Origin of the sequence: Pseudoalteromonas sp. S4741 (genome assembly GCF_005886135.1) — a bacterium.
GTDB lineage: Bacteria > Pseudomonadota > Gammaproteobacteria > Enterobacterales > Alteromonadaceae > Pseudoalteromonas > Pseudoalteromonas tetraodonis.
Genome location: NZ_PNCN01000001.1, coordinates 25178 through 34706, shown reverse-complemented (window position 1 = coordinate 34706; position 9529 = coordinate 25178). Strand labels below are relative to the sequence as shown.

The window sequence follows — 9529 nt, the reverse complement described above, 5'->3', positions numbered from 1 at the left end:
TTATTTTGTTCTATAACGTTGCGATTAAAGCGTTTAACTTTATCTCGCTAGGGCTGCTCATATTACGCTTTCCTATTTTTTTGTCAACACTTAATTTTGTTAAACTTGAAAGTTTTCGAAACTAAGTTTTACTCAACTCACTGATTAGCTCGTGCCTCGCTATGCGTTGCCCTCTGCCGTCTCAGTGGGGTCGCATTATAGGGAGATCCGAAAACAGATCAACCCTTTTTTGAAGAAAACTTGAAATAAATGACTGTTCGAACAAAATTACAACTAAACGCTTAAAAAGACAACTAAACTCAAGCATATTTAGCTTCAAATGAGGTTATAAGATATTTTTTAATGATAACGTGTTGATGCTGGTGTTGAAATCGCTTGTAAATAGCATCCGATTTCTTGCTATAACTATTTTAGCTAGTAGAACACTAAGGGCATTTGGCAAAAAACATAGCATATATAGTTAAGGCTTTCTTTACTTATGTATATACTGTTTCAACCTATGACACTAATCACAACCTTAAGTTATATAATTAGCTTATTTTTACCAATTATAGCAAATAGCATATATAGGTTAGGGGTAACATGAAGAAAGTATTTAAATAAGCGAACTATATTTCTATTAGTAGCAAATAGACTGCCTTTATTGATATGAGGCTGTTGTTTATTATTGATAAAAAAATTGGGGAGGACTTGTCGCGACCCTATTACCGTGTGATAAATTTTAGGTATTAAAAAGCCGAGCATAAGCTCGGCTTTTTGGTGTCTCTTTAAAGACTTACTCTGCAGACTGTGCGTCTTCTTGAACTTCTTCGCTCGCCGCTGGGCGACCAACTAGTTCAATATAAGCCATTGGTGCATTATCACCAGCACGGAAGCCACACTTAAGAATACGAGTGTAACCACCTGGACGGTCTGTATTACGAGGACCGATTTCGCTGAACAATTTACCAACTACTTCATTATCACGCGTGCGGGCAAATGCTAAACGGCGATTTGCTACGCTGTCAGTCTTAGCCAGTGTGATTAAAGGTTCAATTACACGGCGTAACTCTTTCGCTTTAGGCAAAGTAGTTTTGATGATTTCATGTTTCACCAAAGAACCTGCCATATTGCTGAACATCGCTTTACGATGGCTACTGTTACGGTTTAATTGACGACCACTCTTACGATGGCGCATGACCCTATCCTTCTAACTAAACTAATATAGTGATTTAGATTATTCAGCTAGGCTTGCAGGCGGCCAATTTTCTAGGCGCATACCTAGAGAAAGACCACGTGAAGCTAGCACGTCTTTTATTTCAGTTAGAGACTTCTTACCTAAATTAGGCGTTTTAAGAAGCTCAACTTCAGTGCGCTGAACTAAATCACCGATATATTGAATTTGCTCGGCTTTCAAACAGTTTGCTGAACGTACTGTTAGTTCAAGATCATCAACTGGACGAAGTAGAATAGGATCGAATTCTGGCTTCTCTTCTTTCTCTTCTGGCTCAGTTACATCGCGTAAATCTACGAATGCATCTAGTTGCTCAGCTAAGATAGTAGACGCACGGCGGATCGCTTCTTCAGGATCTAAAGTACCGTTTGTTTCCATATCAATGATTAACTTGTCTAAGTCTGTACGTTGCTCAACACGGGCTGATTCAACCGAGTACGCAATACGTTCAACTGGGCTGAATGATGCATCAAGCAGCAATCGACCAATTGGACGCTCATCGTCATCAGAGGATAAACGACTAGATGCCGGCACATAACCACGACCACGCTCAACACGAATACGCATGCTGATCTCGCTGTTATTTGTAGTTAAATTACAAATAACATGATCTGGGTTAGCAATTGTTACATCGCCATCGTGCTGAATATCTGCCGCAGTCACAGGGCCTACACCAGATTTAGTCAGGGTCAGAAAAACTTCATCTTTGCCTTCTAACGTTACCGCTAGACCTTTAAGGTTTAGTAGTATTTCAATGATGTCTTCTTGTACGCCTTCTTTCGCGCTGTACTCATGCAATACACCGTCGATTTCAACTTCAGTTACTGCACATCCAGGCATAGATGATAACAGTATACGGCGTAAGGCATTACCCAAAGTGTGACCAAAGCCACGCTCGAGTGGTTCTAAAACTACTTTAGAACGCGTTGGGTTTATAGCGTCGATATCGACTAACCTTGGTTTTAGAAATTCTGTAACAGAACCCTGCATTTTATCCTCTCTTAACTCTTAACTTTACTTAGAGTAAAGTTCGACGATTAGTTGTTCATTAATGTCCGCAGACAGATCTGAACGCTCAGGTAGGCGCTTGAAGCTACCTTCCAATTTCTTACCGTCAACTTCAACCCAAGTCGGCTTTTCACGTTGCTCAGCCAACTCTAGAGCAGCGATGATACGTGCTTGTGTCTTAGACTTTTCACGGATTACAACAGTATCTTCTGGAGTAATCACGTATGAAGGAATGTTCACAACACGACCATTAACTAGAATCGCTTTGTGGCTTACTAACTGACGTGCTTCAGCGCGTGTGCTAGCAAAACCCATGCGATATACAACATTGTCTAAACGTTGCTCTAAAAGCTGTAACAAGTTTTCACCTGTATTACCTTTAAGGCGAGCAGCTTCTTTGTAGTAGTTACGGAATTGCTTTTCTAATACACCGTAGATACGACGTACTTTTTGCTTTTCACGTAATTGTAAACCGTAATCAGATAAGCGTCCTTTACGAGCGCCGTGCTGACCAGGTGCAGTCTCAAGTTTACACTTAGAGTCGATAGCTCTTACGCCGCTCTTAAGGAACAGGTCAGTACCTTCACGACGACTCAGCTTGAGCTTAGGGCCCAAATATCTTGCCATGTTATTTCTCCTAACCTATTGTTAAACGCGACGTTTCTTCGGTGGACGACAACCATTGTGTGGTATTGGCGTCACGTCAGTAATGTTGGTGATACGGTAACCAGCAGCATTCAAAGCACGTACAGCAGATTCACGACCTGGACCTGGACCTTTGATGAAAACTTCTAGATTTTTTAAACCGTATTCTTGAGCAGCAGTACCTGCACGCTCTGCAGCAACCTGAGCAGCAAATGGAGTAGATTTACGTGAACCACGGAAACCTGAACCACCGGCAGTAGCCCATGATAGTGCATTACCTTGACGGTCGGTAATCGTTACAATAGTGTTGTTGAAAGACGCATGAACATGAGCCATACCATCAGCAACTTGCTTTTTAACCTTTTTACGACGAATTGGTGTCTTAGCCATAATACTATCCCCTTATCGCTTAATAGGCTTACGAGGACCCTTACGGGTACGCGCGTTAGTCTTTGTTCTTTGACCACGAAGTGGTAAAGAGCGACGGTGACGTAGGCCACGGAAACAACCAAGGTCCATAAGGCGCTTGATATTCAAAGTAACTTCACGACGAAGGTCACCTTCTACAGTGTACTTGCCAACTGCTTCACGCAATACGTCAAGTGTTTCGTCTGAAAGTTCACCGATTTTTGTGGTCTCGGCGATACCAGTCGCTTCTAAGATAGCCTTAGAGCGAGTCTTACCTATGCCATAAATAGCTGTTAAACCAATAACTGCATGTTTATGATCAGGGACGTTAATGCCAGCGATACGGGCCACTAACACATCTCCTATATTTGAATTTGGTAATCATCTGTTTGAAAAGCCCGTAAGGATACTCAAACGAAGACCAAATCACAACTAAAAACACAGGCCGAGAAACCTCAGCCTGCACGACTGTTTACTTAGCCTTGCCTTTGCTTATGCTTAGGCTCACTGCAAATTACGCGTACTACACCAGCACGTTTAATAACTTTACAGTTACGGCATATTTTCTTAACGGAAGCACGTACTTTCATTGCTCAACTCCGTAAACTGACCTTATCGACCGTAGCCTTTAAGGTTCGCTTTTTTCAGCACAGAATCATACTGATGTGACATCAGATGCGTCTGTACTTGTGCCATAAAGTCCATGATTACTACAACGATAATCAAAATTGATGTACCGCCGAAATAGAATGGCGTTTGCCATGCCATAGTCATGAATTCGGGCACCAGACAGATAAAGGTTATATACAAAGCACCTGCCAATGTCAGGCGTGTCATCACTTTATCAATGTATTTAGATGTCTGCTCACCTGGACGAATACCTGGGATAAATGCGCCAGATTTTTTCAGGTTGTCTGCTGTTTCACGCGGGTTAAAAACCAACGCTGTGTAGAAAAAGCAGAAGAAGATGATAGCCGCAGCTAAAACCATTGCATACAAAGGCTGACCTGGAGTCAACGTTGTAGCAATTGCTTGTAGCACATCAGCAACCGGACCTTCACCCTGGCCGAACCAGCTTGCAATTGTACCAGGGAACAGAATTATACTGCTAGCGAAGATTGGTGGAATAACACCCGCCATATTTACTTTCAGAGGTAAATGCGTGCTTTGAGCAGCAAATACTTGACGACCTTGTTGACGTTTGGCGTAGTTAACAACGATACGTCGTTGACCACGTTCAAAGAATACAACAAGATAAGTAACAGCGAATACTATAACCGCAACCATCAACAGTACAAAAACATTCAAATCACCTTGGCGCGCCATTTCGGCTGTCGAACCAATAGCAGACGGCAGGTTAGCTACAATACCAACAAATATTAGAACTGAGATACCGTTACCGATACCACGTTCTGTTATCTGTTCGCCCAACCACATAAGGAACATAGTGCCGGTTACTAAACTCACCACAGCGGTGAAGTAGAATCCCATACCTGGGTTAACAACTAACCCGTTCATCATGCCCGGTAAGCTTGTGGCAATACCGATTGATTGGATAGTAGCAAGCACAAGCGTGCCGTAGCGTGTGTACTGGCTTATCTTTTTACGCCCTTGCTCACCTTCTTTCTTAAGCTCTATAAACGGCGGATACATATGCGTTAATAGTTGCGTAATAATCGAAGCCGAGATATACGGCATGATACCCAGTGCTAACACTGAAGCTCGCTCAAGCGCACCACCGCTAAACATGTTGAACATCTCAACAATGGTGCCCTTTTGTTGCTCGAAGAAATCGGCAAGTACAGCGGCGTCAATCCCAGGGATCGGCACAAATGAACCTAGACGGTAAATTATGATAGCACCCAATACGAAGAGTAATCGGCGCTTCAATTCCGAAAGTCCACCTTGTGCACTTTGTGTATCTTGACCTGGTTTAGCCATTAGTACTTCCTTAGTCTTCTACCTTGCCTCCGGCAGCTTCGATAGCTTCGCGTGCACCTTTAGTAGCCTTAAGGCCTTTAACGGTAACAGCGCGTGAAACTTCGCCAGATTTAACAACTTTAACGAACTGAACGTTCTTTTTAACTAGACCAGCTGCTTGTAACGCGCTTAGGTCTACCACATCGCCTTCAACTTTAGCGATTTCGTATAGGTTAATTTCTGCAGATACTAATGATTTGCGAGAAGTGAAACCGAACTTAGGTAGACGACGTTGCATAGGCATTTGACCGCCTTCGAAACCAACGCGTACTTTACCGCCAGAACGTGATTTTTGACCTTTGTGACCACGGCCACCAGTCTTACCAAGACCAGAACCTATACCACGACCAACACGTTTTGGAGCAGTTTTTGAACCTGCAGCAGGTGAAAGTGTATTCAAATGCATCGAATTACCCCTCTACCTTAACCATGTAATAAACCTGGTTAATCATACCACGCACACATGCTGTGTCTTCTAACTCAACAGTGTGATTGATACGACGTAAACCAAGACCGCGTAATGTAGCTTTATGCTTCGGTAAACGACCGATAGAGCTTTTTACTTGTGTTACTTTTACAGTTTTATTAGCCATGGTTTACCCCAAAATCTCATCTACTCGAAGACCACGTTTTGCAGCGATCGACTGAGGAGAATTCATGTTCTCAAGAGCTGAGATCGTTGCACGTACAACGTTGATCGGGTTAGTAGAACCGTAACATTTAGAAAGTACGTTCTGCACACCAGTCACTTCAAGTACTGCACGCATAGCACCACCTGCAATGATACCAGTACCTTCTGATGCTGGTTTCATAAACACTTGTGAGCCAGCATGACGTCCTTTAACAGGATGCTGTAATGTGTTGCCATTTAGGTCTACGTTGATCATGTTACGACGTGCTTTTTCCATTGCTTTTTGAATAGCAGCTGGAACTTCACGTGCTTTACCATAACCGAAACCTACTTTACCTGCGCCATCACCAACTACAGTTAGTGCAGTAAAGCTAAAGATACGACCACCTTTAACTACTTTAGACACACGGTTTACCGCGATTAGCTTTTCAGCTAAATCAGGCTGTTGTTGCTTTGCTTCTACGTTAGCCATTGTCTACTCCTAGAATTGCAAACCGGCTTCACGCGCAGCATCAGCTAGCGCCTTCACACGGCCGTGATATTTAAAGCCACTGCGATCAAAAGCAAGCTTTTCGATGCCTTTGTCAGCCGCACGTTCAGCAACCGCTTTACCAACTGCTTGTGCAGCTGCAATGTTGCCTGTGCCTTTAACTGTTTCGCTAATCGCTTTCTCAACAGTAGAAGCAGCAGCCAGTACATTACCCTCAGCGTTTACAACTTGAGCGTAAATGTGACGTGGCGTGCGGTGGATAACAAGACGCGTTGTGCCTTGTTCAATATAATTTCTACGAGTGCGTTTAGCACGACGTAGACGAGCTGTTTTTTTATCCATCGTCTTACCTTACTTCTTCTTAGCCTCTTTACGGCGTACATTCTCATCTGAATAACGAACACCTTTACCTTTATAAGGCTCAGGTTTACGGTATGCACGAATGTTAGCAGCTGTTTGACCAACTAACTGCTTATCTACGCCCTTAACTAGAACTTCTGTTTGGCTTGGAGTTTCAATCGTAATTCCTTCAGGAACTGCGAAATTAACTGGGTGCGAGAAACCAAGAGTTAAGTCTAAAACTTTGCCCTTAGCTGCAGCACGGTAACCAACACCTACTAACTGAAGTTTCTTCTCGTAACCTTCATGCGTACCAACAACCATGTTGTTGATTAGAGCGCGAGCAGTACCTGCTTGTGCCCATGCATTGGCTACGCCTTCACGAGGTAAAGTTGTAATAACGTTGTCGTTAACTTGTACTTCAACTGCATCGTTGATAGTACGAGTAAGTTCACCGTTTTTGCCTTTAACTGTGATTTCCTGGCCTTTTAATGTAACTTCTACACCGGCAGGAACGTTTATTGGTGCCTTTGCTATGCGAGACATAGTTCCCCTCCGATTAAGCTACAAAACCAATGATTTCACCACCAACGCCTGCACTACGTGCTGCGCGGTCTGTCATTAGGCCTTTAGAAGTTGATACGATAGCGATACCTAAACCACCCATTACCTTTGGTAATTCGTCACGTCTCTTATAGATACGTAGACCAGGGCGACTTACACGCTGGATATTTTCAATAACAGCTTTGCCTTCGAAGTACTTTAACTCGATAGAAAGCTCAGGTTTTACATCACCACTTACTGAGAAGTCTGCGATGTAACCTTCATTTTTTAATACATTAGCTACTGCTACTTTCAGTTTCGAATTAGGCATCGTTACAGATACTTTCTTCGCTGACTGACCGTTACGGATTCGTGTAAATAAATCCGCGATAGGATCTTGCAAGCTCATAGTCTTACTCCCATGATTCTATTACCAGCTAGCCTTTTTAAGGCCAGGAATTTCACCGCGCATAGCTGCTTCGCGAACTTTAATACGGCTCATGCCGAATTTGCGAAGGAAACCATGTGGGCGGCCCGTAATGTTACAACGATTACGTTGACGTGCAGGGCTAGAATCACGAGGTAAAGCTTGTAGCTTAAGTACCGCGTCCCAACGATCATCTTCAGATGTATTAACATCACTGATGATAGCTTTTAGTGCTGCACGCTTTTCAGCGTACTGAGCAACTAGTTTAGTGCGCTTTGCTTCGCGCGCTTTCATAGAATTCTTTGCCATAACCCTACCCTTATTTCTTGAATGGGAAGTTAAACGCTTCTAACAACGCACGGCCTTCCTCATCTGATTTCGCAGATGTAGTGATTGTGATATCCATACCGCGTACACGGTCTACTTTATCATAATCAATTTCTGGGAAGATGATTTGTTCACGTACGCCCATGCTGTAGTTACCGCGTCCATCAAAAGACTTAGCACTCACACCACGGAAGTCACGGATACGTGGGATAGCGATTGAAACCAAACGCTCAAAAAAGTCCCACATACGCTCGCCGCGTAAGGTTACTTTACAACCAATTGGGTAACCTTCACGCACTTTGAAGCCAGCAACAGATTTGCGTGCTTTAGTGATTAAAGGTTTCTGACCAGAGATAGCTTCTAGATCCGCAACAGCGTTATCTAAAATCTTCTTGTCAGCTAAGGCTTCGCCCACACCCATGTTTAATGTGATCTTTTCGATCTGAGGGACTTGCATGACAGAGCTGAAACCAAACTTCTCTTGAAGTTCAGCAACTACTTTGTCTTTATATACTTCATGCAGTTTCGCCATCATTCTACTCCAACTATTAGATAGTTTTACCAGTAGATTTAAAGATACGTAATTTCTTACCATCTTCAATCTTGAAACCTACACGATCTGCTTTGCTCGTTTCCGAGTTGTAGATCGCAACGTTTGATACGTCGATAGACGCTTCTTTCTCAACAATACCGCCAGCTTGGTTCAACTGTGGAACCGGCTTTTGGTGTTTCTTGATTAAGTTAATGCCTTCGACAAATACTCGACCAGACTCGGTTACAACTGAAAGCACTTTGCCGCGCTTACCTTTGTCTTTACCTGCTAGTACGATTACTTCGTCATCACGACGGATTTTTGCTGCCATGATAGACTCCTTACAGTACTTCTGGGGCTAGTGAAACGATTTTCATGAACTTTTCATTACGAAGTTCGCGAGTCACAGGGCCGAAAATACGAGTACCAATAGGCTGCAAGTTATCATTTAAGATAACAGCCGCATTGCTGTCGAAACGGATCAATGAACCGTCTGGACGACGAACGCCTTTTTTGGTACGCACAACTACCGCGTTTTTAACATCACCTTTCTTCACTTTACCGCGAGGAATCGCTTCTTTTACAGAAACTTTAATGATATCGCCAATCGCTGCATAGCGACGGTGTGAACCACCAAGGACTTTTATACACTGCACTTTGCGAGCGCCGCTGTTATCAGCAACTTCCAGCTGAGTTTGCATTTGGATCATGTTAATGACCTCCGGTGTAGTAATTACAACTTGTCTTAAATTTGTTTAAAATCAAGACATTTCGATTGAATTCCACTCAAAAAACATACTAGATGTCTCTTAAGGGCGGGCAATTGTATCAGCATTAAGGGGGGAGTGGTAGGTTATTTTTTAATTAATTTAATAGAGGGGCAGATTAAAACTGAGTAAAAACCGCTATGTAGCTATTTTACAAGTGGTTATAAAACAAACAAGGCGCAATTAGCGCCCTGTTTCTTTTTTCTGGAGTAAATGGTT

Annotated in this window: 17 protein-coding genes; all 17 read right to left on the bottom strand. The window is 43.0% G+C overall.

Annotated elements, in window-relative coordinates; genetic code table 11:
* Positions 1-775: 775 nt before the first annotated feature.
* Entirely contained in the window at positions 776-1177 is a 402-nt protein-coding gene (gene rplQ, locus CWC30_RS00185; RefSeq protein WP_013466072.1) for a 50S ribosomal protein L17, read from the bottom strand.
* A 39-nt stretch (positions 1178-1216) separates the two neighbouring features.
* Positions 1217-2203: a DNA-directed RNA polymerase subunit alpha gene (locus tag CWC30_RS00180; RefSeq protein WP_008115371.1), complete on the bottom strand. Its 987-nt coding sequence runs from the start codon at positions 2201-2203 to the stop codon at positions 1217-1219.
* 24 nt (positions 2204-2227) lie between these two features.
* Positions 2228-2848 carry a 30S ribosomal protein S4 gene (rpsD, locus tag CWC30_RS00175; protein WP_002959461.1) on the bottom strand — a complete coding sequence of 207 codons (621 nt, stop codon included), beginning with the start codon at positions 2846-2848 and terminating at the stop codon, positions 2228-2230.
* 21 nt (positions 2849-2869) lie between these two features.
* Complete coding sequence (gene rpsK, locus CWC30_RS00170; protein ID WP_002959471.1) at positions 2870-3256, bottom strand: 30S ribosomal protein S11; 387 nt, start codon at positions 3254-3256, stop codon at positions 2870-2872.
* Positions 3257-3268: 12 nt separating this feature from the next.
* Positions 3269-3625: a 30S ribosomal protein S13 gene (rpsM, locus tag CWC30_RS00165; protein ID WP_008115377.1), complete on the bottom strand. Its 357-nt coding sequence runs from the start codon at positions 3623-3625 to the stop codon at positions 3269-3271.
* A gap of 125 nt (positions 3626-3750) precedes the next feature.
* Complete coding sequence (gene rpmJ, locus CWC30_RS00160; protein ID WP_002959476.1) at positions 3751-3864, bottom strand: 50S ribosomal protein L36; 114 nt, start codon at positions 3862-3864, stop codon at positions 3751-3753.
* A 22-nt stretch (positions 3865-3886) separates the two neighbouring features.
* On the bottom strand, positions 3887-5215 hold the full coding sequence (gene secY / locus CWC30_RS00155; RefSeq protein WP_008115380.1) for a preprotein translocase subunit SecY: 1329 nt from the start codon (positions 5213-5215) through the stop codon (positions 3887-3889).
* A gap of 10 nt (positions 5216-5225) precedes the next feature.
* On the bottom strand, positions 5226-5660 hold the full coding sequence (gene rplO, locus CWC30_RS00150; protein WP_013466073.1) for a 50S ribosomal protein L15: 435 nt from the start codon (positions 5658-5660) through the stop codon (positions 5226-5228).
* A 4-nt stretch (positions 5661-5664) separates the two neighbouring features.
* A complete protein-coding gene (gene rpmD, locus CWC30_RS00145; RefSeq protein ID WP_008115384.1) occupies positions 5665-5847 on the bottom strand; it encodes a 50S ribosomal protein L30 in 183 nt (60 codons plus the stop codon).
* Between the two features lie 3 nt (positions 5848-5850).
* Complete coding sequence (gene rpsE, locus CWC30_RS00140; protein ID WP_008115387.1) at positions 5851-6357, bottom strand: 30S ribosomal protein S5; 507 nt, start codon at positions 6355-6357, stop codon at positions 5851-5853.
* Between the two features lie 9 nt (positions 6358-6366).
* The gene (gene rplR, locus CWC30_RS00135; RefSeq protein WP_036980454.1) at positions 6367-6717 is read right to left on the bottom strand and encodes a 50S ribosomal protein L18; all 351 of its coding nucleotides are present in this window, start codon (positions 6715-6717) and stop codon (positions 6367-6369) included.
* 9 nt (positions 6718-6726) lie between these two features.
* The gene (gene rplF, locus CWC30_RS00130; protein ID WP_006794247.1) at positions 6727-7260 is read right to left on the bottom strand and encodes a 50S ribosomal protein L6; all 534 of its coding nucleotides are present in this window, start codon (positions 7258-7260) and stop codon (positions 6727-6729) included.
* A 13-nt stretch (positions 7261-7273) separates the two neighbouring features.
* Positions 7274-7666, bottom strand: a complete 393-nt coding sequence (rpsH, locus tag CWC30_RS00125) for a 30S ribosomal protein S8 (RefSeq protein WP_016899320.1) — start codon at positions 7664-7666, stop codon at positions 7274-7276.
* 21 nt (positions 7667-7687) lie between these two features.
* A complete protein-coding gene (gene rpsN, locus CWC30_RS00120) occupies positions 7688-7993 on the bottom strand; it encodes a 30S ribosomal protein S14 (RefSeq protein WP_006794245.1) in 306 nt (101 codons plus the stop codon).
* A 10-nt stretch (positions 7994-8003) separates the two neighbouring features.
* Entirely contained in the window at positions 8004-8543 is a 540-nt protein-coding gene (gene rplE, locus CWC30_RS00115) for a 50S ribosomal protein L5 (RefSeq protein WP_010392500.1), read from the bottom strand.
* A gap of 16 nt (positions 8544-8559) precedes the next feature.
* Complete coding sequence (gene rplX, locus CWC30_RS00110) at positions 8560-8874, bottom strand: 50S ribosomal protein L24 (protein ID WP_004589210.1); 315 nt, start codon at positions 8872-8874, stop codon at positions 8560-8562.
* Between the two features lie 10 nt (positions 8875-8884).
* Positions 8885-9253 (bottom strand): 50S ribosomal protein L14, encoded by a 369-nt coding sequence (gene rplN / locus CWC30_RS00105; RefSeq protein ID WP_008115397.1) that lies wholly within the window; start codon positions 9251-9253, stop codon positions 8885-8887.
* Positions 9254-9529: the final 276 nt, after the last annotated feature.

Excerpts from the sequence above, each read along its gene's own strand:
- rplQ (WP_013466072.1), bottom strand. The coding sequence starts at position 1,177 with ATGCGCCATCGTAAGAGTGGTCGTCAATTAAACCGTAACAGTAGCCAT.
- CWC30_RS00180 (WP_008115371.1), bottom strand. The coding sequence starts at position 2,203 with ATGCAGGGTTCTGTTACAGAATTTCTAAAACCAAGGTTAGTCGATATC.
- rpsD (WP_002959461.1), bottom strand. The coding sequence starts at position 2,848 with ATGGCAAGATATTTGGGCCCTAAGCTCAAGCTGAGTCGTCGTGAAGGT.
- rpsK (WP_002959471.1), bottom strand. The coding sequence starts at position 3,256 with ATGGCTAAGACACCAATTCGTCGTAAAAAGGTTAAAAAGCAAGTTGCT.
- rpmJ (WP_002959476.1), bottom strand. The coding sequence starts at position 3,864 with ATGAAAGTACGTGCTTCCGTTAAGAAAATATGCCGTAACTGTAAAGTT.
- secY (WP_008115380.1), bottom strand. The coding sequence starts at position 5,215 with ATGGCTAAACCAGGTCAAGATACACAAAGTGCACAAGGTGGACTTTCG.
- rplO (WP_013466073.1), bottom strand. The coding sequence starts at position 5,660 with ATGCATTTGAATACACTTTCACCTGCTGCAGGTTCAAAAACTGCTCCA.
- rpmD (WP_008115384.1), bottom strand. The coding sequence starts at position 5,847 with ATGGCTAATAAAACTGTAAAAGTAACACAAGTAAAAAGCTCTATCGGT.
- rpsE (WP_008115387.1), bottom strand. The coding sequence starts at position 6,357 with ATGGCTAACGTAGAAGCAAAGCAACAACAGCCTGATTTAGCTGAAAAG.
- rplR (WP_036980454.1), bottom strand. The coding sequence starts at position 6,717 with ATGGATAAAAAAACAGCTCGTCTACGTCGTGCTAAACGCACTCGTAGA.
- rplF (WP_006794247.1), bottom strand. The coding sequence starts at position 7,260 with ATGTCTCGCATAGCAAAGGCACCAATAAACGTTCCTGCCGGTGTAGAA.
- rpsH (WP_016899320.1), bottom strand. The coding sequence starts at position 7,666 with ATGAGCTTGCAAGATCCTATCGCGGATTTATTTACACGAATCCGTAAC.
- rpsN (WP_006794245.1), bottom strand. The coding sequence starts at position 7,993 with ATGGCAAAGAATTCTATGAAAGCGCGCGAAGCAAAGCGCACTAAACTA.
- rplE (WP_010392500.1), bottom strand. The coding sequence starts at position 8,543 with ATGGCGAAACTGCATGAAGTATATAAAGACAAAGTAGTTGCTGAACTT.
- rplX (WP_004589210.1), bottom strand. The coding sequence starts at position 8,874 with ATGGCAGCAAAAATCCGTCGTGATGACGAAGTAATCGTACTAGCAGGT.
- rplN (WP_008115397.1), bottom strand. The coding sequence starts at position 9,253 with ATGATCCAAATGCAAACTCAGCTGGAAGTTGCTGATAACAGCGGCGCT.